General features: G+C 63.6%; 21 protein-coding genes. 15 read left to right on the forward strand and 6 right to left on the reverse strand.

Translation table 11 applies throughout. The features are described 5' to 3' along the window. The first annotated feature begins 94 nt into the window (after positions 1 to 94). The 4 genes from MTR66_RS04150 to fabG all read left to right on the forward strand — a co-directional run bounded on the left by MTR66_RS04150 (position 95) and on the right by fabG (position 3,336). Positions 95 to 928, forward strand: coding sequence for an LD-carboxypeptidase (locus MTR66_RS04150; RefSeq protein WP_243918181.1), 834 nt, complete (start codon positions 95 to 97; stop codon positions 926 to 928). A gap of 74 nt (positions 929 to 1,002) precedes the next feature. Continuing rightward, positions 1,003 to 1,938 carry an ACP S-malonyltransferase gene (gene fabD, locus MTR66_RS04155; RefSeq protein ID WP_243918182.1) on the forward strand — a complete coding sequence of 312 codons (936 nt, stop codon included), beginning with the start codon at positions 1,003 to 1,005 and terminating at the stop codon, positions 1,936 to 1,938. 21 nt (positions 1,939 to 1,959) lie between these two features. Beyond that, on the forward strand, positions 1,960 to 2,562 hold the full coding sequence (locus MTR66_RS04160; protein ID WP_243918183.1) for a class I SAM-dependent methyltransferase: 603 nt from the start codon (positions 1,960 to 1,962) through the stop codon (positions 2,560 to 2,562). Between the two features lie 9 nt (positions 2,563 to 2,571). Continuing rightward, on the forward strand, positions 2,572 to 3,336 hold the full coding sequence (gene fabG / locus MTR66_RS04165) for a 3-oxoacyl-[acyl-carrier-protein] reductase (RefSeq protein ID WP_243918956.1): 765 nt from the start codon (positions 2,572 to 2,574) through the stop codon (positions 3,334 to 3,336). Between the two features lie 3 nt (positions 3,337 to 3,339). Here fabG and MTR66_RS04170 read toward each other — a convergent pair whose 3' ends face one another. Then, positions 3,340 to 3,717, reverse strand: a complete 378-nt coding sequence (locus MTR66_RS04170) for a hypothetical protein (RefSeq protein WP_243918184.1) — start codon at positions 3,715 to 3,717, stop codon at positions 3,340 to 3,342. Between the two features lie 218 nt (positions 3,718 to 3,935). Between MTR66_RS04170 and dnaN the strand changes: the two genes are divergently transcribed. Next, positions 3,936 to 5,054 (forward strand): DNA polymerase III subunit beta, encoded by a 1,119-nt coding sequence (dnaN, locus tag MTR66_RS04175; protein ID WP_243918185.1) that lies wholly within the window; start codon positions 3,936 to 3,938, stop codon positions 5,052 to 5,054. A gap of 74 nt (positions 5,055 to 5,128) precedes the next feature. Here the strand turns inward: dnaN and MTR66_RS04180 are convergent, their stop codons facing one another. Then, positions 5,129 to 5,887 carry a class I SAM-dependent methyltransferase gene (locus MTR66_RS04180; RefSeq protein ID WP_243918186.1) on the reverse strand — a complete coding sequence of 253 codons (759 nt, stop codon included), beginning with the start codon at positions 5,885 to 5,887 and terminating at the stop codon, positions 5,129 to 5,131. A gap of 80 nt (positions 5,888 to 5,967) precedes the next feature. On the opposite strand from MTR66_RS04180, the gene MTR66_RS04185 reads away from it, so the two are divergent. Further along, positions 5,968 to 6,762 carry a helix-turn-helix transcriptional regulator gene (locus MTR66_RS04185; protein WP_243918187.1) on the forward strand — a complete coding sequence of 265 codons (795 nt, stop codon included), beginning with the start codon at positions 5,968 to 5,970 and terminating at the stop codon, positions 6,760 to 6,762. 126 nt (positions 6,763 to 6,888) lie between these two features. Here the strand turns inward: MTR66_RS04185 and MTR66_RS04190 are convergent, their stop codons facing one another. Then, positions 6,889 to 8,220 carry an FAD-dependent oxidoreductase gene (locus MTR66_RS04190; RefSeq protein ID WP_243918188.1) on the reverse strand — a complete coding sequence of 444 codons (1,332 nt, stop codon included), beginning with the start codon at positions 8,218 to 8,220 and terminating at the stop codon, positions 6,889 to 6,891. Between the two features lie 184 nt (positions 8,221 to 8,404). On the opposite strand from MTR66_RS04190, the gene MTR66_RS04195 reads away from it, so the two are divergent. Then, positions 8,405 to 11,161 (forward strand): EAL domain-containing protein, encoded by a 2,757-nt coding sequence (locus tag MTR66_RS04195; protein WP_243918190.1) that lies wholly within the window; start codon positions 8,405 to 8,407, stop codon positions 11,159 to 11,161. Positions 11,162 to 11,193: 32 nt separating this feature from the next. Further along, positions 11,194 to 13,011, forward strand: a complete 1,818-nt coding sequence (gene lepA, locus MTR66_RS04200; protein ID WP_243918192.1) for a translation elongation factor 4 — start codon at positions 11,194 to 11,196, stop codon at positions 13,009 to 13,011. A gap of 259 nt (positions 13,012 to 13,270) precedes the next feature. Here the strand turns inward: lepA and MTR66_RS04205 are convergent, their stop codons facing one another. After that, on the reverse strand, positions 13,271 to 13,570 hold the full coding sequence (locus MTR66_RS04205; protein WP_243918194.1) for a CcdB family protein: 300 nt from the start codon (positions 13,568 to 13,570) through the stop codon (positions 13,271 to 13,273). 1 nt (position 13,571) lies between these two features. Beyond that, positions 13,572 to 13,829 (reverse strand): type II toxin-antitoxin system CcdA family antitoxin, encoded by a 258-nt coding sequence (locus MTR66_RS04210; RefSeq protein ID WP_243918197.1) that lies wholly within the window; start codon positions 13,827 to 13,829, stop codon positions 13,572 to 13,574. 264 nt (positions 13,830 to 14,093) lie between these two features. Between MTR66_RS04210 and MTR66_RS04215 the strand changes: the two genes are divergently transcribed. Continuing rightward, on the forward strand, positions 14,094 to 15,113 hold the full coding sequence (locus MTR66_RS04215; protein ID WP_243918199.1) for a hypothetical protein: 1,020 nt from the start codon (positions 14,094 to 14,096) through the stop codon (positions 15,111 to 15,113). A gap of 332 nt (positions 15,114 to 15,445) precedes the next feature. On the opposite strand, the gene MTR66_RS04220 is transcribed toward MTR66_RS04215, so the two are convergent. Continuing rightward, the gene (locus tag MTR66_RS04220; protein ID WP_243918201.1) at positions 15,446 to 16,159 is read right to left on the reverse strand and encodes a hypothetical protein; all 714 of its coding nucleotides are present in this window, start codon (positions 16,157 to 16,159) and stop codon (positions 15,446 to 15,448) included. A 254-nt stretch (positions 16,160 to 16,413) separates the two neighbouring features. Between MTR66_RS04220 and MTR66_RS04225 the strand changes: the two genes are divergently transcribed. The 6 genes from MTR66_RS04225 to MTR66_RS04250 all read left to right on the forward strand — a co-directional run bounded on the left by MTR66_RS04225 (position 16,414) and on the right by MTR66_RS04250 (position 21,199). Further along, the gene (locus tag MTR66_RS04225) at positions 16,414 to 16,980 is read left to right on the forward strand and encodes a helix-turn-helix transcriptional regulator (RefSeq protein ID WP_243918203.1); all 567 of its coding nucleotides are present in this window, start codon (positions 16,414 to 16,416) and stop codon (positions 16,978 to 16,980) included. Positions 16,981 to 17,055: 75 nt separating this feature from the next. Further along, the gene (locus MTR66_RS04230; RefSeq protein ID WP_243918204.1) at positions 17,056 to 17,394 is read left to right on the forward strand and encodes a hypothetical protein; all 339 of its coding nucleotides are present in this window, start codon (positions 17,056 to 17,058) and stop codon (positions 17,392 to 17,394) included. A 45-nt stretch (positions 17,395 to 17,439) separates the two neighbouring features. Then, positions 17,440 to 17,952, forward strand: coding sequence for a hypothetical protein (locus MTR66_RS04235; protein ID WP_243918205.1), 513 nt, complete (start codon positions 17,440 to 17,442; stop codon positions 17,950 to 17,952). After that, on the forward strand, positions 17,859 to 18,488 hold the full coding sequence (locus tag MTR66_RS04240) for a JAB domain-containing protein (RefSeq protein WP_243918206.1): 630 nt from the start codon (positions 17,859 to 17,861) through the stop codon (positions 18,486 to 18,488). Before MTR66_RS04235 ends, MTR66_RS04240 begins: the two co-directional genes overlap by 94 nt. 180 nt (positions 18,489 to 18,668) lie before the next feature. Continuing rightward, a complete protein-coding gene (locus MTR66_RS04245; RefSeq protein ID WP_243918207.1) occupies positions 18,669 to 20,303 on the forward strand; it encodes an alpha-D-glucose phosphate-specific phosphoglucomutase in 1,635 nt (544 codons plus the stop codon). Positions 20,304 to 20,431: 128 nt separating this feature from the next. Continuing rightward, positions 20,432 to 21,199 carry an ion channel gene (locus tag MTR66_RS04250; RefSeq protein WP_243918208.1) on the forward strand — a complete coding sequence of 256 codons (768 nt, stop codon included), beginning with the start codon at positions 20,432 to 20,434 and terminating at the stop codon, positions 21,197 to 21,199. The last annotated feature ends 61 nt before the right edge of the window (positions 21,200 to 21,260 follow it).

The raw sequence follows: 21,260 nt of genomic DNA on the forward strand, positions 1-21,260 counted from the left end.
CATGCCGCGAAAGGGGGTAGGCGCCTGCCTGCCTGTCGTGGATAAGCAGGGACCCCGCTTTCATGGGGATGTCCGAATGAGGTAGGCCGCCAGCATGACCCGTATTGCCGTCTGCGCGCCGTCCGCGCCTGTCGCCCGCGAGGATGCGGAGCGCGTGAAAGCGCTGGCGCTCGCGGAATTTCCGCAAGTGGAACTGGTGATCCACGATCAGTGCTTCGCCGTGGAGGGCCATTTCGCGGGCAGTGACGCGGTGCGGCTGGAAGCGCTGGTGGAATGCGCCAACGATCCCACGGTGGATGCTGTTTGGTTCGCACGCGGCGGTTATGGCGCCTGCCGGATCGCGGAAGAGGCGTTGGAACGGCTCGACCATGCCGCGCAAGCCAAGACGTTCCTCGGCTATTCGGATTCCGGTTATCTGCTCGGCGCCCTCTACCGCGAGCGGATCGGCAAGCCGGTGCACGCGCCCTTGCTGGCGGACGTGCGGCGCGAGGGCGGCGAGCAGGCGGTGCGGCGCACGCTCGCCTATCTAGCGGGAGACCGCTCGGGCCTGGAACCGTCGCTGGCGGAAGAAAAGCATCCCGTCGCCGCTTTTAACCTGATGACGCTGGCGATGCTGTGCGGCACGCGGCTGATGCCGGGCCTCGCCGGGCATGTCGTGATGGTCGAGGAAGTGTCCGAATATCTCTATGCCGTCGACCGGCTGTTTTTCCACGCGACGGCGCACCTTGGCGGCATTGCCGGGCTGCGGCTCGGGCGGGTCAGCGACGTGCCCGAGAATGACCGCCCGTTCGGCACCGGGGCGCTCGATATCGCCCGTTACTGGTGCGAGCGCCATGCCATTCCCTTTCTGGGAGAGGCCGATATCGGCCATGACGCCGCCAACAGGATTGTGCCCTTCGGGCTTGCGGAGGCGGGCCAAGGGCAATAACCCGCCGCGCCACACCTCAGATTCGCAAACGGCAGGTGCATCGAAGCCTGCCGGACAGACATGGAGCGGCCGCAATGCGTGCATTCGTTTTTCCCGGGCAGGGCAGCCAGAAGGTTGGCATGGGCGCGGACCTTGCCGCCGCGAGCGCCGCGGCGCGTGAAGTCTTTGAGGAAGTGGACGAAGCGCTCGGCCAGAACCTCTTCAAGCTGATGAGCGAAGGCCCCGAGGATCAGCTCACGCTGACCGAGAATGCCCAGCCCGCGATCATGGCTAATGCCATCGCCGTGCTGCGCGTGCTCGAAAAGGAAGGCGGCATTGCGCTTGCGGACAAGGCGGATTTCGTCGCCGGTCACTCGCTGGGCGAATACACCGCGCTCTGCGCTGCCGGGGCTTTCAGTCTTGCCGATACCGCGCGCCTGCTGAAGCTGCGCGGGCGGTCGATGCAGGCGGCCGTGCCGGTGGGCGTGGGCGCCATGGCCGCACTGCTCGGCGCCGATATCGAGAAGGCTACGGCCCTGGCCGAAGCCGCCGCCGAAGGGCAGGTCTGCACCGTCGCCAATGACAACGATCCGGGGCAGGTCGTGCTCTCGGGCCACAAGGAAGCGATCGAGCGCGCCATTGCACTGGTGAAGGAGCACGGCATCAAGCGCGGCATCCTGCTGCCCGTCTCGGCACCGTTCCACTGCCCGCTGATGCAGCCCGCCGCCGACGCCATGGCCGAAGCGCTGGACAAGACGCGCCCGGGCACGCTGAACGTCGCACTCTTCGCCAATGTCACCGCCAGCGTTGTGACTGATCCGGCCGAAGTGCAGCGCCTGCTGGTCGAACAGGTCACGGGCCGCGTGCGCTGGCGCGAAAGCGCGATTGCGATGAAGGAGGCTGGCGTCGACAGTTTCGTCGAACTGGGCGGCAAGGTTCTCGGGCCGATGATCAAGCGTTCGGCGGGCGAGGTGGAGGTGACTTCCGCCGTGTCGATGGAAGACATCGAGGCGCTGGCCAAGGCGCTTTGATCCCGGCTAGAAGCCCTCTTCATGTGGGATGACCGTTTCAGCGAGCCGGGCTATGCCTATGGCACCGAGCCCAACGATTTCCTGAGGGAACGCGTGGCGCAGCTCAAGCGCGGGCGCTGCCTGTGTCTGGCCGAAGGGCAGGGGCGCAACGCGGTATGGCTGGCGGAGCAGGGCTTCGATGTCACGGCGATGGACCAGTCGCCCGCGGGCATGGAGAAAGCGCGCGAACTGGCGGCAAGCCGGGGTGTCACGATTGCCACGCAAATTGGCGATCTGGCCCATTTCGACATGGGCGAAGGCGCGTGGGACAGCATTGTCGCCATCTTCGTGCATCTGCCGCCGGCCTTGCGCGCCGATGTCCACGGCCGCATCGCGCTGGCGCTCGCACCCGGCGGCACCGTGCTGCTGGAAGCCTATACGCCGGACAAGTTCGACTATCCCGGTTTCGGCGGGCCGCCGCGGGATCAGCTTGACCGCACGTTTACCCGGCCGATGCTGATCGACGATTTCAAGGGCCTCGATGTCATCCACGCCGAAGAGACGGTGCGCGATGTCAACGAGGGCAAGTACCATCACGGCCGCAGCGCGGTCGTCCAGTTCCTCGCGAAAAAGCCAGGAGAATAGGAAATGAGCATGTTCGACCTGCATGGAATGACCGCACTCGTGACGGGGGCGTCGGGCGGAATCGGCTCGGCCATCGCGCGCGGCCTTGCATCGCAGGGCGCGCGGCTGGTGGTCTCGGGCTCGAACGCGGAAAAGCTGCGCGCGTTCCGCGACGAGCTGGACGAGCACACCCCGCAGCACCTGCAGGAAGTCGATCACGCGGCCATCGCCTGCAACCTCTCGGACCCCGAGCAGGTCGAAAAGCTGGTGCCCGCCGCGCTCGATACGCTGGGCAAGATCGACATTCTGGTGAACAACGCGGGCATCACCCGCGACAATCTCGCCATGCGCATGAAGGACGAGGAATGGGACGCGGTGATCCGCGTGAACCTCGAATCCACCTTCCGCCTGATGCGCGCGGTGACCAAGCCGATGATGAAGGCGCGCTTCGGCCGCATCATCAATATCACCTCGATCGTCGGCACCACCGGCAATCCGGGCCAGATGAACTATTGCGCGGCCAAGGGCGGCATCACCGCGATGTCGAAGAGCCTGGCGCAGGAACTGGCGACCCGCAACGTCACCGTGAACTGCATCGCCCCGGGCTTCATCCGCACCGCCATGACCGACGTGCTGCCCGACGCGCAGAAGGAAGCGCTCAACACCAAGATCCCGGCAGGCCGCATGGGCGAGGGCGAGGATATCGCCGCCGCCACCGTGTTCCTGGCGAGCAAGGATGCGGGCTACATCACTGGCCAGACGATCCACGTCAACGGCGGCATGGTGATGGTCTGACCGTCAGGCGGGGGTGATGCCTGAGACGATGGTTTCACCCCTGTCATCATGGATTCCGGCATTGAGTTCACTGGCCAGCTTGCGGGCAAGGGGAAGGACGGGATCTCCATCCATTTCCGGTTCGGCGAAGCGCACGGTGCCATCGGGTGTCCAGAACAGGGCGCGCAGCCACCGTTCGCAATCCTTGCGGAACACCTCCGCATCGCCGCCCCGGTTGGGCAGCGTCACGATCTGTTCGGTCAGCGGATTTGGTACGGCGGCATCGCCACAGGCCATGCGGACGCCGTCCACATGGCCGACGGCCTCGGACCATTCTTCCAGCGTGATCGCTTCGTGCCTGCCTTCGGCATCCTGCCGTTCGATGTGAAGATTGCGGACCAAGTCTATTACCTCCGGTCTTTCGTGCCGTTCGCGGCCTGTTCGCGCGAATAGCGGCCCAGTTCATTGGTATAACGCAATAAACCCCGATTTTATCCCCAGATTCGCGGATTTGCAGGTACAACATGCTTGCCGCAGGCTATGGCCGCGTTAGAGATATCTGTCCTGAATTTGGGGATCGACTGTTTCCCAAGGCCTACCAAAGGGGACCTGAGGCTGTCATGAAGGCCACAATCGAACGTTCCACGCTCCTGCGCTGCTTGTCCCACGTGCAGTCCGTCGTTGAGCGGCGCAACACTATTCCGATCCTTTCCAACGTCCTGATCGAGGCGTCCGCTGGCGGCGCGGTGAAGATCATGGCGACCGACCTCGATCTGCAAGTGATCGAAACCCTGGCGGCCGTCTCCGTGGAGCAGCCGGGCGCGATCACGGTATCGGCACACTTGCTGTTCGACATCGCGCGCAAGCTGCCCGAAGGCAGCCAGGTCAGCCTCGATGCGGCGGAGAACCGGATGATCGTGAAGGCCGGACGCAGCCGCTTCACGCTGCCGACGCTGCCGCGCGACGATTTCCCGGTGATCGCGGAGGGCGAACTGCCCACCAGCTTCGAGATTCCGGCGGCCACGCTGGCGCAGATGATCGACCGCACGCGCTTTGCGATCTCGACCGAGGAAACGCGTTACTACCTGAACGGCATCTTCCTGCATGTGACGGAAGACGACCTGAAGGCGGCCGCCACCGATGGCCACCGCCTCGCGCGCTTCACCATCAAGCGCCCGGATGGTGCCGATGGCATGCCGGACGTGATCGTGCCGCGCAAATGCGTGGCCGAACTGCGCAAGCTGCTGGAAGAAGCGCTGGATACCAACGTGTTGGTGGACCTGTCCGCCAGCAAGATCCGCTTCACGCTCGGCGGTGAGAATGGCGTGGTGCTGACCAGCAAGCTGATCGACGGCACGTTCCCCGATTACACCCGCGTGATCCCGACCGGGAACGACAAGCTGCTCAAGGTCGATCCGCGCAGCTTCTTCGAAGGCGTGGACCGCGTGGCGACGATCGCCACCGAAAAGACCCGCGCGGTGAAGATGGCGCTGGAGCAGGACCGCATCGTCCTTTCGGTCACGTCGCCGGACAACGGCACGGCCGCCGAAGAAGTGCCTGCGGACTATTCCTCGGACGGTTTCGAGATCGGCTTCAACGCCAATTATCTCAAGGACGTGCTGGGCCAGATCGAGGGCGACTCGGTGGAACTGCATCTCGCCGATGCAGGCGCGCCAACGCTGATCCGCCAGGACGAGAAGAGCCCGGCGCTCTACGTGCTGATGCCGATGCGGGTGTAATCCCGCTTGCCTTGGCAGGCCATTGAAAGGGCCGGGATCTTCGGATTCCGGCCCTTTCTGCGTGGATATGAGGTTCAGCGTGCTTCGATCAGCACGGTGTCGAGCGTGAACGATCCGTCCTGTTCGATGGCGAAATGCTTGCGCACGTCCGCGCTGGCCAGTTTCTGCAGAGCGCGGATCGCTGCGGACCGTTCGGGCGGCGTGCCCATCCGCGCGGTCCAGCTGGCGAAGTCCATGCGCAGCCGCGCCGTGGCGAGCGTCACGATGGTGAATCCCGCCCGTTCGAGCATGGAGGCCCATCCGGCAGCGGTGTGATTGCGAACATGCGAGGGATCGCGCAGCAGTTCGATAGCTTGCAGATGCGTATCCGCCGCCGCTGAGGGCGGGGCCACGACATCGGCGAACAGGGCCGGAGCCCCGGAGGCCAGAACCCGCCGCGCTTCGCGCAGACCGGCCTGCGGATCGCGCCAGTGGTGCGTGGAAAAGCGGCACGCGAGGAAATCGAAAGTGCCGTCCGCAAAGGGCAGCGCCTCGGCGGCAGCTTCGCACATGGCGATATTGCCGATGGCGCGTTGCCGCGCTTCTTCCGCAACCGCTGCCAGCATTTCGGGCGCAAGGTCGCTGGCGGTCACGTTCCCGGCATAGGGGGCGATGGCGTAGGCCACATGGCCGCCGCCCGTGCCGAGGTCCAGCGCGTGGTGCGGACGGGAATGCCCGGCATGCGCGGCGATGGCGGCGAGGTCGTCTCCGTTCGCGTGGACGGCGCTGGACACATAAGCGGCGGATGCCGCGCCGAACTGGTGGCGGACCAGGGTTTCGTGTTGATCGGTCATGGTTGTCTCCTTGTCCGGTCCGTCTGATCTCACATTTAAACTGTTACAATGAACATATTTATCCTGTTATAAATGACGCCATGCAAACGGATGAACAACGCGATCTGCTGGGGGCTTTCGTGCGGCAGCGGCGCGAAAGCATGGCCCCGCAAGGGCTGGCGCGCCGCCGCCGGACACCGGGGTTGAGGCGCGAGGAACTGGCGGAAAGGGCCGCGATCAGCACCACCTGGGTGACCTGGATAGAGCAGGGCAGGGCCGTGCGCCCTTCGGCGGAAACGCTGGCCCGGCTGGCCGAGGGACTGGCGCTTTCTCTTGCCGAGCGGCGCTATCTGTTCGAACTGGCCGGGCGCCGCGATCCGTCCGCACCGGGGGCTGGCGATGCCGGAGCGGCGCCGCCAAGTATTGCGGCGCTGGTGGGCTCGCTGGCCTGGCCTGCCTACGCGCTTGATCCAGCATGGAGCGTGTGTTGCGCGAATGCCGCTGCGCGGACGCTTTTTACCGGGTTGTTCGATGAAGGACCGGCCCCGAACCTGCTGGTCTATGCTTTCACCCATCCCGCAGCGCACGCGCTGATGCCTGACTGGGGCACCCGGGTCCGGCGCCTGCTGGCCGAGTTTCGCCACGACTACAGCCGGACCATGCGCGATCCGCGTGTGAAGGCGACGGTGGAATGGTTGCTGGCAAACAGCCCGGAGTTTCTGGAAAGCTGGGAAAACCAGTCGGTTCTCACGCGTGAGGGCGGCTCGCGGGCATTTCGCGGGCCGGATGGGGGCATGGCCGAATATATCCAGCACACGCTGGCCGATGTCGAACGCGGCGATTTTCGCGTGGTGTTCCTTGAGCCGGCGGGGGCGGGAGAAGGGGCGAAAGCATGATCATCTTTGAATGAACCACACGTCATTGCGAGCGAAGCGACGCAATCCAGGGCAGTGCCACTGCGCTCTGGATTGCCGCGGCCCTGCGGGCCTCGCAATGACGATTCAAAGTGAAATGATCACGCTCTAGTCCTTGCTGCCCGAGGCTTCGATCATCTGCTCCACCGCCACGAATTTCTCCCGCGGGGCGCCTTCGCGGGCGTTGGCAATTTCGGCTTCGTCGATCTTCTGCCAATCGGTGAATTTGACCACATGGACGCCGCGTTCCTGCGCGAGCGCATCGAAGCCCGGACGGCCCGTTTTACCGCTGCTTTCGCCGGTGCCTTCGCCAATATCCTCGGCGATCTTTTCGATGATTGCGAAGCCATCTGGGCGGTTGGTGCCGATCGTGCCGCTGGGGCCCCGGCGGGCCCAGCCCACACAGTAGAGTCCGGGCCGGATGCGGCCTTCCTCGTTGGCAAAGCGCCCGCCTTTTTCGTCGAAGGGGACATCGGGGATTTTCGATGTCTGATAGCCGATGCAGATGATCACCAGCCCGGCGGGAATGCGATAGATCTCTCCTGTGCCCACGGCCCGCATGCCATTGGGACCATCTTCCAGCCGGGTCCGTTCGACTTCCACTTCCTCGACGCGTTCCGTGCCGGTGATGGCCTTGGGCGAGGCGAAGAAATCAAATTCGACGGCGACGTCCCGTTCCGGGCAGGGGGCTGCCGAGGCAAAGGCCCGCAAGTGCCCCACGGCCTTGCGCTGGCCGGGATCGAGCGCGGCATCTTCCGCCTCTGCGGGCAGATCGGCGGGATCGACGCGCGGGCAGGCGCGGGTAAGGTGCGCGAGCTCGCCCAGTTCCTTGGGTGTCATCGCGATCTGGTGCGGCCCGCGCCGCCCCAGGATGACGATCCGCCGGACTTGCGAGGCATCGAGCGCGGTCAGCGCATGGGCGACGATGTCCGATCCGGCGAATTCATCCTGCGATTTGGCGAGGATACGGGCCACGTCGAGTGCGACATTGCCATTGCCGATGACGACGGCGGTATCGTGGCTGAGCGCCGGATCGAGACCGGCGAAATGCGGATGGCCGTTGTACCAGCCGACGAAGGAAGCCGAACCGAAGACATTGGGCAGATCCTCGCCCGGCAGGCCCAGCTTGCGGTCATTGGGGGCGCCGGTGGCCAGGATCACGGCATCGTAGAGGTCTTGCAGTTCGGCGATCGATACGTCCTGCCCGATCGTGACGTTTCCAACGAAGCGGACATTGTCGGTCAGCGCGGTGGTTTCGTACCGGCGCGAGACGCCCTTGATCGACTGGTGATCGGGGGCAACGCCGGTGCGGATCAGGCCGAAAGGCACCGGCAGCGTATCGAAGATATCGACCCGGACCGAATCGCCCCACTGCTTGAGCGCGGCTTCGGCCGTGTAGTAGCCCGCAGGCCCCGAACCGACGATGGCAATGTGCCGCATGTAAGTCTCCCGCCAGGTAAGATCGAATGCTGTTCTGTTTGCGGCAAGCAAACATGCCGGGGCGCTTTGGGCAAGAAAAATCACGATGAAATGGGGCTTTGCAGAGGCGGCGGGCGCGATAATTGTTAATCGATTTGCGGCTGCGGTTAACCGTTTTGAAATGGCCGCACAGGCATGAGGAGGAATGGCCAGACAGGGGCTTCGCTCATCCTCCGCTGCGGCACGCTCCGGTGCCGGATTCGCGCGCGCTATCGCGCGCCGCGCGCGTGCAGGCGCGGGCCATGCGGAAAGAGCGGATAGAAAGGAACCGGCGGCCGGCCGCGAAGCGCCTGACACAGCCGGTGCAGCGCGTTTCCTTTCCAGGCCTGCAAGCGACCCACTCCATTCTTTCGTGCCTTTCCGCTGGATCGCGATGGCGCCGTCACTGATCGTTCTTGCCTCTTTGATGGGGCTGTTCGCCAGGAACGTGCCGGGGCCGGATACCGCCGTCTGGATAGGCGTGGCTTCGCTGATCTGCCTTTGCGCGCCGATTCTGGCGCGGATTGAGGCGACTCTGGAGCATCGCGACTGGCGGCGCTATCCGGTGATGATCGCCGCGGTCGGATTGCCGATGGCGCTGTTCGGCGCCGGCATGGCGCGCTGGGCCTCTCATCTTCCCCCATCCGGCTGGGACTTGACGGTTCTGGTCTGCGTGATTGCGGTGCTGATTGGCACCGCGCTGCTCAACAAGCGTCTCACGCCGATTGTCGTGGCTACGATCGCGGTGTGGGGTGGAACTGTCCTTGTGAGAGCCGAAATGGCCTCTTTCCTGATGCTTGCCGCCGGTGCCGCGCTGGGGCTGCTGACGGCGGTTCGCGATGCCCGGCACGCGGCGAAGGAAACCGCCCTGCGATCTGAGCAGATGCGGGAGCAACGCCGAGCCGAGGAACTGCTGACCGAATACGAAGAGACCGGGCACGGCTGGTTCTGGGAAACCGACCGGCGCGGGCATGTTACGTATGTAACGCCGCGCATTGCCCATCTGCTCGGCAAGCAGCCGCATGAACTGGAAGGCAAACCCTTTACCGGCTTGTTCGCAATGGAGGCGCATGGCCAGGAGAGCGAGCGCACGCTGCCTTTCCACCTTTCGACCCGGTCATCCTTCCACGAGCTTTCGGTGCGCGCTGCGACGGGCGAGGAGGATGAGCGCTGGTGGTCCATTTCCGGCCGCCCGGTGATGGACAAGTTCAACAATTTCATGGGTTTTCGCGGATCGGGCACGGATCTGACGGAAACCCGCAAGTCGCAGCAGCATGCCACGCAACTGGCGCGTTTCGATTCGCTGACCAAGCTCGCCAACCGCTTTCAGATGTCGGAATGGCTGGAGAAAGTGCTCAGCGCGCCGCGCGTGGAAAGCCGGGCCTGTGCGGTATTCCTGCTCGACCTCGACCGTTTCAAGCAGGTTAACGACACCATGGGCCATCCGGCCGGTGATGCTCTGTTGAAGCAGGTGGCCGAGCGGTTGACGCGCACAGTCGGCGACATGGGCCGGGTCGGCCGCCTTGGCGGTGACGAGTTCCAGATGATCCTGCCCGGCCACCACCAGCGCGAGGGGCTGGCGCATCTGGCGCGGCGCATCATCGAAAACCTGTCGCAGCCCTATTCGATTGATGGCGCGCGCGTTGTTATCGGCGCTTCGGTGGGGATCTCGATCTGCCCCGAAGACGGCACCAGTTCCGAAGAACTGATTCGCAACGCCGACCTAGCGCTCTATGCGGCAAAAGGCGGCGGCCGCGGCCGCCACCACTTCTATGACGACGATCTGCATTCCGATGCCAAGGAACGCCAGGAGCTGGAAGAAGACCTGCGCGATGCGATCGCCAATGGCGCGCTGGAACTGCACTATCAGCCGCAAGTGCGCACCGTCACCGAGAAGATCACCGGCTTCGAGGCCCTGCTGCGCTGGAAGCACCCGAAGCACGGCTACATGTCACCCGCCAAGTTCGTGCCCATTGCCGAGGAAACCGGCCTGGTGGCGCAGATCGGCGAGTGGGCACTGCGCACCGCCTGCCGCGATCTGGCGAAATGGCCGGATAGCGTGCGCGTCGCCGTGAACGTCTCGCCCCTGCAGTTTGCCAATCCGGCGCTGCCCGCGATCGTCGCCAATGCCATTGCCGCAACGGACATCAGCCCGTCCCGTCTCGAACTGGAAATTACCGAAAGTGTATTCCTGGGTGACGACAAGTCGACCGAGACGATGTTCGCCGCGCTCAAGGCCATCGGCGTGCGGCTGGCGCTCGACGATTTCGGCACCGGATATTCCTCGCTGGGCTATCTCAAGAAAGCGCCGTTCGACAAGATCAAGATCGATCAGAGCTTCGTGCGCGGCGCCACGATCGAGGGTAGCCGCAATGGCGCGATCATCTCCTCCATCGTCAGCCTGGCCGAGGCGCTGGGCATGGAAACGACGGCCGAAGGCGTCGAAACCCTGGACGAACTGGATCTCGTCCGGATGCTGGGCTGCAGCCATGTCCAGGGCTACATCTACGAGAAGCCGCTGACTGTGCAGGCTGCGGGGCAGCGGCTGGAGCAGGGCCTCTCCGCCGTGGCCAAGGGGCCGCGTTCGGCCCGGGCGCCGCGCCAGACGATGCTGCGCAATGTCGTGCTGGAGCACGGCAGCCATGTCTACAACGGCACCATCCGCAATATCTCGCAGACCGGGGCGCTGATCGAAGGGCTGTGGAACGTGCCGCCGGGCACCGAATTCGGGATTCATCTGGCCGAAGGCTACATGATGATGGCCACCTCGCGCTGGAGCAAGGAAGACCGCATGGGCGTGCAATTCGCCCAGCCGATGGAGCTGGATGCGAGTGGCAGTGTGGTGTTCACACCGCCCCATCTGAGGCGGGAGCACAAGGCGCCGCAGAGCGCTGCGCAGGCCGGGATGAAAAGGGCTGGCTGACAGGGACGAAAAGCGCTGCTAACGGCGCTTTCATGACAGACCTCGCCCAGATCCGCAATTTCTCGATTATTGCCCACATCGACCACGGCAAATCGACGCTCGCCGACCGGCTGATTCAGTTCACCGGCGGCCTCACCGAGCGCGAAATGTCGGCGCAAGTCCTTGATAACATGGACATCGAGAAAGAACGCGGGATCACCATCAAGGCGCAGACGGTGCGCCTCAACTACACCGCTCAGGACGGTGTGACCTATGAGCTGAATCTCATGGACACCCCCGGCCACGTCGACTTCGCCTACGAAGTCAGCCGCAGCCTTGCCGCTTGCGAAGGCGCGCTGCTGGTGGTGGACGCGGCGCAGGGCGTGGAAGCGCAGACGCTCGCCAACGTCTACCAGTCGATCGAGCACGACCACGAGATTGTCCCCGTCATCAACAAGATCGACCTGCCCGCCGCCGAGCCGGAAAAGGTCAAGACCGAGATCGAGGACATCATCGGCATCGATGCCAGCGAGGCGGTGCTCGCCAGCGCCAAGTCCGGCATCGGCATCGAGGAAACGCTCGAAGCCATCGTCCAGCGCATCCCCGCGCCCAAGGGAGACCGCAACGCGCCGCTCAAGGCGCTGCTGGTCGATTCCTGGTACGATCCCTACCTCGGCGTGGTCATCCTCGTGCGCGTGATCGACGGGGCCATCAAGAAGGGCCTCAGCGTCAAGTTCATGCAGGGCGGCACCGAACACCTGATCGACCGCGTCGGCTGCTTCACCCCCAAGCGCGTAGACCTGCCCGAACTCGGCCCCGGCGAGATCGGCTTCATCACCGCGCAGATCAAGGAAGTGGAGCAGGCCAAGGTCGGCGACACCATCACCACCGTGAAGCAAGGCGCCACCCAGGCGCTGCCCGGCTACAAGGAAGTGCAGTCCGTGGTGTTCTGCGGCCTGTTCCCGGTGGACGCGGCCGATTTCGAGAAGCTGCGCGAATCGATCGGCAAGCTGCGCCTCAACGACGCCAGCTTCACCTACGAGATGGAAACCAGCGCCGCGCTCGGCTTCGGCTTCCGCTGCGGCTTCCTCGGCCTGCTGCATCTGGAGATCATTCAGGAACGCCTCAGCCGCGAATACGATCTCGACCTTATCACCACCGCCCCTTCGGTCGTCTACCGCATCCAGCTCTCCAAATCGAAGAACGAGGAGGCGGCCACCATCGAACTGCACAACCCGGCCGACTACCCCGATCCCAACCGCATCGAGATGATCGAGGAGCCGTGGATCAAGGCGGTGATCTACACGCCCGACGAATACCTGGGCCCCATCCTGAAACTGTGCCAGGACCGCCGCGGCATCCAGACCGACCTCACCTATGTCGGCGGCCGCGCGCAAGTGACCTACGAACTGCCGCTCAACGAAGTGGTGTTCGATTTCTACGACCGCCTGAAATCGATCAGCCGCGGCTATGCCAGCTTCGACTACGAGCAGATCGGCCTGCGCGAAGGCGACCTCGTGAAGATGAACATCCTCGTCAACGGCGAGCCGGTGGACGCGCTCTCGATGATCGTCCACCGCTCGGTCGCCGAGGAACGCGGCCGCGGCATGTGCGAGCGCCTGAAAGACCTGATCCCGCGCCACTTGTTCAAGATCCCGATCCAGGCCGCGATCGGCGGCAAGGTGATCGCCCGCGAAACCATCGCCGCCCTGCGCAAGGACGTGACCGCCAAGTGCTACGGCGGCGACATCACCCGCAAGAAGAAGCTGCTGGAAAAGCAGAAAAAGGGCAAGGCAAGGATGCGCGAGTACGGCAACGTGAGCATTCCGCAGGAGGCGTTCATCGCGGCGCTGAGGATGGGCGAAGAATAAAACCTCGCGCGGCAAAGCCGCCGCGAGCCCACAATCTCCCCTCCCGGCATCCTGAGCTTGTCGAAGGGGGGAGGGGCCGGGGGAGGGCTTGTCCCCCATAAAGGCGCTGCAAATCCTCCCCGATACGGGGAGGGGGACCATGCGAAGCATGGTGGAGGGGCACAGGCGGTTTACAGAACGCAGAAGAAAAGATGCGAGGGTCACAGACCCTCGCGCTCCCCATACCGTCGTCCTCGCGCCTTGCAGCCCTGTTCGGCTGTCAAACCCCGGAAAGCAGCACGTCAATGGCGTCGACTATCTCGACATGCCGGTCTGCGAGCGACGCCACCGCCGGGCCCAGATCGCGCCGCCGGATGGCGCCAGCCGACTGCGTCAGCATCACGTAATCCGCACCGTCCACCTGAAATACAGGATTGAGCCGTGCTACGGGCGGCGGAGCCTGCTTCACCGGCAGCAGCGGAACGACGAACCTGCTGTCGATATGATCGAGCAGGTCCGACTGGCAATTGAGGACAAGGCCATGGCCATTCGCCAGTCTGTGAAGGTCGAACTGTGCCATGTCAGAACAGGCGCAGGTTTTCGAGCGGAAGCCCGTTTTCCTCGACGTAGCGATTGTAGGAATCCAGCGCTTCGCGGTTTTCCTCCAGCCAACGCGCCGCGCGCACTTCGGCAATGGTCTCCACAAGCCCGCGCTCGCAGGCTTGCGAGATATTGATGCCCAGATCGCGCGCTTCTGCCAGATGGTCGCGATTGAGCGAAACATTGGTGGCGCGGCGGGTTTGGTTGCCCGTTGCGGTAGCTGGAAGGGGGTTGGCCATGCGTACGTATTATGCGCATGGCGCGTTAGAGGCAAGGAAGTACAAGATGGCGTAGCGGTAGCCAAGTGCATCGTGTTAGGCTTTGGCTTTGGGCATTTAGGGGATGATGCACCTGACACAGCAATCCCCTGCCCATTGCCTGATTTTGGCCGGTAAGCGGAATGTCGGTTTTTCGGTGGCAGCACTGTGGAAGCGGCTGCTATTTGTTCGCCGATCGCCAACTAAATGCGGCACCGAAAAGTTGAACATTGGACAGGACATCAAATGGCTGCCGAAGATAGGTTTAAGAAGCCCGTAGTCGAGATGTTGGCAAAACGAGCCGGCAATCGGTGTTCAAATCCCGATTGCCGGGCTTTCACCAGCGGCCCCGCTGACGACACCGAGCGCGCTGTGAACGTAGGAGAGGCGGCGCATATCTACGGTGCGAATCCTGGCTCTGCCCGGTATGACGTTTCAATGGAGTCTGTGGATCGCGGAGCGATCACCAATGGCATATGGCTCTGCGGGAACTGCCATAAGGTGATCGACGATGATCCGAACCGCTATCCGGCGGGTTTACTTTTCGAGTGGCAAAAGAGTCACGCGTCGTGGGTTTCAGAACAGGTAGGCAAAACGGGGGCGGTGGTTAGGCGTCGCTACGAAGAGCGGCACTTGGAAGAGTTTGGAAAGCTAAGTTACCTAGCGGAACGCATAATTTCTGAGAAAGGTGATGGTTGGGAATACCATCTTACCGCCGAGGTGCTGAGATATGAGATGACGCCGGTTCTTCGAAGATGGAGCGCTTTGAAGAAGGGGTTCTACATGAAGCCGCCTTTGCCGGTCGGCCTGCGGGAATTTCCCGACTGGCTATCGGTGCGGATGAATGAAGCTCAGGGCATCGTTTCTGCATTTGAAGGATTGATTAGCGGCGAGTTCGAAAGAGCTTGGGGTGATCCGGGCGTTCCGGGGAACGATAGAGATATCGTCGAAACGTGCCGTCTTTTTGGCGAGATGTGCGCGAGTGCCCTTTTGTGGGAAGAGCAAGTTCGGTTTGTCTCAGTTCAGGATGAGTGGCAACAGGTGGCGGAGTTACTTCGAGGGGCGGCGGGGGCAATCATTGAAGAGGCTTTTAAACTGCCGGAATTTATCGAAGAAACTGTAAATGATCCGGTCGCTACTGGAACCTATAAATTGACTTTGGTTCTCCAACTGCCAGATCAGTGGTCTGAAAATTTGGAGGCTGCTATGGCAATTGCAAGAGATAGCATCATCGCGGGAATTCAGTCTGGCGACATTGACTGGTGAATATCGCAATGGGTGGAGAGTATTTCACCTAGAAAGGTGCATGAAAACGGTTGTGGTGATGCTTTACTTAACTTCCATATTCACTCCATCCGTTCAATCAATGCCAACGTGCCACCGGGGCCGCATTTACCATGCTCAACAGGGTGCGCGGCTATGGGGTGTCTAGCTACCGGGCTGCAAGGCGCCACGCCGACAGTAAGGGGAGCGCGAGGGCGATGGCCCTCGCCCTCGCACCTTTCCTTTCTTCCTTCCTGAAACGTCATGCTGTGGGGCCTGTGCCCCCTCCACCACCCTTCGGAAGGTCCCCCTCCCCGGGGTGGGGAGGATCTGGTTCAATCCTCTCTATAGTCGTCCTCTTCCTCATCGCCGTTCGGGGCGGGGAGGGCGCGGGAGCGGCGGGAGTCGGCTTCGGTGCTTTTCTGGTAGGCTTGCCAGAGGCGGCGGGTTCGTGCGCTCATCGTGGCTTGGTGGCGTTGGCGCATCTTGTCGATCTGGGCGTCGATGCTGTTGAGGATTTCTTCCGAGCTCTGGCTGGCTTCGGCCTGTTTTTCCTCTTCCCATTGCTGGCGCCATTCCTTCTTGAGCCGCCGGAGGCTGGACTGGGTGGCGGCGTCGAGGTTGTGGAGGCTGTCGGCGGCGAAGCGGTGGGGGGCGCGGTTGCGCAGGAGGAACATCAGCAGGGCGTCGTTGAACACGCGGCGGGTGCCGATCACTTTGCCGTAGCAGTACACCGGCACTTCGATCCCGTAGAGGGCGCGTTCCATGGCGGCGTCTTCCAGCCGCTGGACGCCGAATGACAGCGCGGCCTGCCAGGCCTTGCGGAAGCTTTTGCCTTCGGGGTGGCGGCGCAGGAGGTAGGCGCCTTCGGGCGTCATGTTCACGGCGTGGGCGGCGGCGCGGACCGAGTCGGTGTCGGCCAGGGCTTCGATGAAGCCGCGCTGGCGTTCCGCCGTCCAGCCGTCGTGGCGTTCGCATTTGCGGGGTACGGGGGTGAAGGCGGGCAGGGACTTGGGGCGGCGCTCGGGGCGGGGTGTCTTGTCGATCATCGGGCGGCTCCGGTTTGCGTGTGGGGGGAGCGATTGTGCCCGAGTCGGCTTGTTGTAGGACAGTGTTTTCTGGGGATGCGATGTCGCGGGAGAGAGGGGCAACTTACGGAAATTGCTCGATTGTGGAGGAAGACGCGGTGACATTTTTGTAATCAGGGGGGTGCATCGTCCGGTGGACCTGGGCTATTATGCCTCCGATGCGATGGTGGGATGGACATGGATCATGAGGCAGCGTCCAGGACGGCAGGCGTGCCATGTCTGTTGAAGGTGAGGCGTTGCGCGGCCGGCCGGAGCGGGATGGCGATCCGGGCTCCCGGCTGCGGCGCATCTTTCCCAAGCTGACGGTCAAGCAGCATGAAGTGCTGCGTTTTGTCTCGGAAAACCGGACAAGCAAGGAAATCGCCTATGAGCTGGGGATCTCCGAAAGCGCGGTGAACCAGCGGATCGAGGCAGTGCGCGGCCGGGCTGGGTCTCCGCCGCGGGCCGAGCTGGCGCGGGCTTACCGCCAGTATCTGCAGGACCTGGAAGAAGCCTGTAAGCCAGTACCAGATAAGATTCCTCAGGTTCCCGATCGGGACGCCGTGCCGCAATCCCGGCGTCAGGACGGGCCTGCCGAGGAGCTGTCCCTTGCCGACGCGGTGACCTTTACGCTGACACCGCCATGGCAGGGGGAACGCATCGGCCGGGTCGTCCCGGAGGTGCTCGACGGCCCGCACGCCGGTCTCAGCCGCACTGCCGCCATGATCGTGATTGCCGGGGGGATGCTCCTCGTTGCCATGATCGGTCTGGGGGTGGTCGAGGCGCTGAGCGATCTGATCTGACCGGCGCGGGCGGACCTCCAGACATGCTTTTTGCAGGCGCATCGATCGGGCCGGTGCTGCGGATGGAGGGTTCTTATGTCGATCTCGATTGCTGCTGCCACGGCGCGCATCTCGCGCCAGCTTCCCGAAGCCGAGCTGTCGCTCGATTCCGCGCTGCTTGCTTCGACGCGGCTGATGGAATCGATGCTGCTGGCGCGCGGGGCCGAAGGTGTCGAGGCTTTCACCGGACAGAGCGCGCTGCTGCGCCTCGCCCGCAGCCAGCGTTCGCTGATCGAGAGCCAGAACGACATGATCCGCGTCCACCGCGAACTGCTCAAGACCGGGCGGGAAATCAAGGCGATCGACGACGAAGTCAATTCCTGTCCGGAACTGGCGGGCCTCAACGAAGCGGAACCGCAGCGCCTGAGTGCCTGAACCCATGCCCGGGCCGTCCGGAGCCGCCGTCATGGGGGATGAGCCATGTTTGAGTGGCTTTGGACGACCAAGCAGGATTTGCAGCACTGGTGGTTCGCGGCGCTGTTCCTCACCGCATTGTGGAAAGGGGCGGCGCCGGAGCGAATCCTATCGGGGGTATTTGCAGGGGTTGTGGCCGTGCATCTGCTCTACCATCTGGCGGTTGGCGGCTCGATTGTCTGGCATCATCTCGAACTGGGTCACCTTGCGATTGATTGCGCGATTTTCGCCATCACTGTGCCCGTGGCGCTTCAGGCCAACCGGACGTACCCGCTATGGATAGGAAGTGCACAGATCATCGCGGTTATGGCGCACGTCTACCGGTTCTCGCTGACGGAGATCGACCGTTTTGCTTATTACATGATGTCGATAGCGCCTTCCTACATCCAGCTCATCGCGCTGACGCTGGGGCTCGGGTTTCACATGTGGCGGCGGAGGATGCTGGGCAGCTATCCGTCCTGGCGGAGCTCCTTTTCCCCTGCGCCGGCGCTGAAGCCGAAGAGGCGGCCCGGCGGCTGATCCGGCATTTCGGATCGCTGCGCACGATCTGGTCCGCCTCGTCCGAAGCGCTCGACCATGCGCTGGCGGAGATTGGGCACGACCGGGCTGCCATCCGGGCCGCTATCGTTGCTGCCCGCCACCTGGCCGAGGCCGCCGCGCGCGAGGCGCTGGTGGGGGAGGCGATCGACACCCGGGCGGCGGAATTCCGCCATTATCTCGTCCGCCGTCTCGGCTTGCGGCGCGAGGAGTGCGTGATGGTCCTTTTCTTTACCGGTGAAGGGCTGTTCATTGCCGAGGATTTCTATTGCGGCGGCCAGCGCGGGGAGGCGGTGATCCCCCTGCGCCGCACCGTGCGCCGGGCTTTCGATCTCGATGCGCGGCGGCTGGTGCTGGCGCATAACCATCCTTCCGGAACGGCTCTGCCAAGCAATGCCGACATTGCGGCGACCGCGAAGCTGCGCAATGTCACGGAGGCGCTGGAGATCGGGCTTGACGATCACTGCATCGTCGCCGGAAATGCCATTGCCAGCATGCGTACCATGGGCCTTGTCTGAGAGGCCGTTCCCAAAGCCGCTTGCCGGCGGCCTTTGAACGGGCGCCTGGCATCACACTGCCGATTGCCGCTTGCCGAGCTATCGAGCGTTTGACATGCATGCTCCGGCACGAAACTGTCCGATGCGCCATTTAGGCGAGCACTTCGCGCCAGGATTTCGCGGCAGAATGGAGATTACCGCTTGAGCCAGATCGTCACGGTCCCCACCCAGCCCTACGAAGGACAGGCCCCCGGTACTTCGGGCCTGCGCAAGAAAGTGAAGGTCTTCGCGCAGCCGAACTACGCCGAGAACTTCATCCAGTCGGTGTTCGATGTGGCCTCTCCCGAACCGGGCGCGGTGCTGGTGATCGGCGGTGACGGGCGCTTTCACAACCGCACCGTGATCCAGCAGGCGATCCGCATGGCGGCGGCCAACGGCTATGGCAAAGTGCTGGTGGGGCAGGGCGGCATCCTGTCCACCCCGGCCGCCAGCAACGTGATCCGCAAGTACCAGGCGAGCGGCGGCCTGATCCTGTCCGCCAGCCACAATCCCGGCGGGCCGGACGAGGATTTCGGCATCAAGTACAATATCGCCAATGGCGGCCCGGCGCCGGAAAGCGTGACCGGGGCGATTCTGGCCCGCACACAGGAAATCGACCTGTGGCTCACCGTCGAGGCGGACGATATCGATCTCGACACGCTGGGCGATGTGCAAGTGGGCGCGATGACCGTTTCGGTGATCGATCCGGTGGCCGACTATGCGGACCTCATGGAAAGCCTGTTCGATTTCGGCGCGATCCGTGCGGCGGTTGCGGAGGGCTTCACCATGCGCTTCGATGCGATGAGCGCGGTGACGGGCCCTTATGCCACCGAGATCCTCGAAAACCGGCTGGGCTTTGCCAAGGGCACGGTCATCAATGGCACCCCTCTGGAGGACTTCGGCGGCCACCACCCGGACCCGAACCTGATCCATGCGAAAGCGCTTTACGACCTGATGATGGGCGAGGGCGCCCCCGATCTCGGTGCCGCGTCGGACGGCGATGGCGACCGCAATCTGATCATCGGGCGCGGGCGCTTCATTACCCCCTCGGATTCGCTGGCGATGCTGGCGGCCAACATCGAATGCGCGCCGGCTTACAAGGGCCGCCTTGCCGGCATTGCCCGCTCGATGCCGACCAGCGCGGCGGCCGACCGTGTGGCCGAGGCGCTGGGTGTGCCGTGCTTCGAGACGCCCACCGGCTGGAAGTTCTTCGGCAACCTGCTCGATGCGGGCATGGCGACGATCTGCGGCGAGGAAAGCGCGGGCACCGGTTCCGATCATGTGCGTGAAAAGGACGGGCTGTGGGCAGTGCTGCTCTGGCTCAACATCCTGGCCGTGCGCAAAGTGAGCGCCGATGCGCTGGCGCTTGAGCACTGGGCCCGTTTCGGCCGCAATTACTATGCGCGCCATGACTACGAAGGGATCGAAAAGGCCGGGGCCGATGCGCTGATGGCGGGCCTGAAAGACCAGCTCGGCACGCTGCCCGGCCAGAGCTTCGGGCCGCTGACGGTCGCCGTGGCGGATAGCTTTTCCTACACCGATCCGGTCGATGGTTCGGTCAGTGCCAATCAGGGCATCCGGGTGCTGTTCGAAGGCGGCAGCCGCGTGGTGTTCCGCCTCTCGGGCACCGGCACGCAGGGCGCCACGCTGCGCGTCTATCTGGAAAACTACACCGGGCCGCAGGGTGATCTGGATGCCGAAACGGGGGACATGCTCGCGCCCCAGATCGCGGCGGCCGAGGCGATTGCCGGGATCGCGCAGCATACCGGACGGACGGCGCCGGACGTGATTACCTGACGGCGGATTGCCTCCGCTCGTCCGATCGGCGGGGGCGTTGACGGGCATCAATGCCGGGCATCTCGTTTCTGGCATTGGACATTGGGGCTGGCAGCAGAAAAACTGTCACGGGCCAGGGAGGGGCACGGGTGACGGCAAACGGTATTTTGTCACGGCTCTATGAGGACGGGGAGACCACGTCCCGGGGCTATGGCTATTTCCTGCTGGTGTTTGACACGGCGATGATCCTCTACGTCATTGTCTCGTCGTTCTTTGCCGGTTCGCCCATGATCGAGGCGGTGGATTTCGCGCTGGGTATTTTCGTGGTGTTCGATTACGCCGCGCGGATCGCGGCCAGCCGGACCCGGTTGCGGACCGCGTTCGGGTTCTGGGGGCTGGCGGATCTGATCGTGATCCTCTCTCTGCTGGCGCCCATTGCCGGGGAAGGCTTTGCCTTCCTGCGCGTGGTGCGCACGTTCCGGCTGCTGCGTTCCTATCACCTGTTGCGGCAGTTGCGGTCCGATTTCTCTTACTTCCGCCGCCATGAAGCGAGTGTCTTCGCCGGGATCAATCTGGCGCTTTTCATTTTCGTGACGACGGCGCTGGTCTTCGAGACCCAGCACGGCGCCAATCCCGCCATTCACGATTATGCCGATGCGCTCTATTTCACCGTCACGACGCTGACCACCACCGGGTTCGGCGACGTGACTCTGGCGGGCCCCAGCGGGCGGCTGCTGTCGGTAGTGATCATGATCTTCGGTGTTTCGCTGTTCGTCCGGTTGATCCAGGTTTTGTTCCGGCCGCCGAAGATGGAATACGAATGTCCGGACTGCGGGCTGTTCCTGCATGATCCGGATGCCATTCACTGCAAGCATTGCGGGCGCGTGCTGCACATCCGGAATGAAGGGGTGAGTTAGGAACCCGGCGATGCCGGGATCACTTGCTTGAAATCTTCCCCCATCGGGGGAGGGGGCAGGC

It is taken from the genome of Novosphingobium beihaiense (assembly GCF_022832375.1).
Lineage (GTDB): Bacteria > Pseudomonadota > Alphaproteobacteria > Sphingomonadales > Sphingomonadaceae > Novosphingobium > Novosphingobium beihaiensis.

Excerpts from the sequence above, each read along its gene's own strand:
- MTR66_RS04235 (WP_243918205.1), top strand. The coding sequence starts at position 17,440 with ATGTTTGAGTGGCTTTGGACGACCAAGCAGGATTTGCAGCACTGGTGG.
- MTR66_RS04220 (WP_243918201.1), bottom strand. The coding sequence starts at position 16,159 with ATGATCGACAAGACACCCCGCCCCGAGCGCCGCCCCAAGTCCCTGCCC.
- MTR66_RS04190 (WP_243918188.1), bottom strand. The coding sequence starts at position 8,220 with ATGCGGCACATTGCCATCGTCGGTTCGGGGCCTGCGGGCTACTACACG.
- MTR66_RS04185 (WP_243918187.1), top strand. The coding sequence starts at position 5,968 with ATGCAAACGGATGAACAACGCGATCTGCTGGGGGCTTTCGTGCGGCAG.
- MTR66_RS04215 (WP_243918199.1), top strand. The coding sequence starts at position 14,094 with ATGGCTGCCGAAGATAGGTTTAAGAAGCCCGTAGTCGAGATGTTGGCA.
- lepA (WP_243918192.1), top strand. The coding sequence starts at position 11,194 with ATGACAGACCTCGCCCAGATCCGCAATTTCTCGATTATTGCCCACATC.
- MTR66_RS04150 (WP_243918181.1), top strand. The coding sequence starts at position 95 with ATGACCCGTATTGCCGTCTGCGCGCCGTCCGCGCCTGTCGCCCGCGAG.
- MTR66_RS04180 (WP_243918186.1), bottom strand. The coding sequence starts at position 5,887 with ATGACCGATCAACACGAAACCCTGGTCCGCCACCAGTTCGGCGCGGCA.
- fabD (WP_243918182.1), top strand. The coding sequence starts at position 1,003 with ATGCGTGCATTCGTTTTTCCCGGGCAGGGCAGCCAGAAGGTTGGCATG.
- MTR66_RS04205 (WP_243918194.1), bottom strand. The coding sequence starts at position 13,570 with ATGGCACAGTTCGACCTTCACAGACTGGCGAATGGCCATGGCCTTGTC.
- MTR66_RS04195 (WP_243918190.1), top strand. The coding sequence starts at position 8,405 with ATGGCCAGACAGGGGCTTCGCTCATCCTCCGCTGCGGCACGCTCCGGT.
- MTR66_RS04225 (WP_243918203.1), top strand. The coding sequence starts at position 16,414 with ATGTCTGTTGAAGGTGAGGCGTTGCGCGGCCGGCCGGAGCGGGATGGC.
- MTR66_RS04230 (WP_243918204.1), top strand. The coding sequence starts at position 17,056 with ATGTCGATCTCGATTGCTGCTGCCACGGCGCGCATCTCGCGCCAGCTT.
- MTR66_RS04210 (WP_243918197.1), bottom strand. The coding sequence starts at position 13,829 with ATGGCCAACCCCCTTCCAGCTACCGCAACGGGCAACCAAACCCGCCGC.
- MTR66_RS04160 (WP_243918183.1), top strand. The coding sequence starts at position 1,960 with ATGTGGGATGACCGTTTCAGCGAGCCGGGCTATGCCTATGGCACCGAG.
- dnaN (WP_243918185.1), top strand. The coding sequence starts at position 3,936 with ATGAAGGCCACAATCGAACGTTCCACGCTCCTGCGCTGCTTGTCCCAC.
- fabG (WP_243918956.1), top strand. The coding sequence starts at position 2,572 with ATGTTCGACCTGCATGGAATGACCGCACTCGTGACGGGGGCGTCGGGC.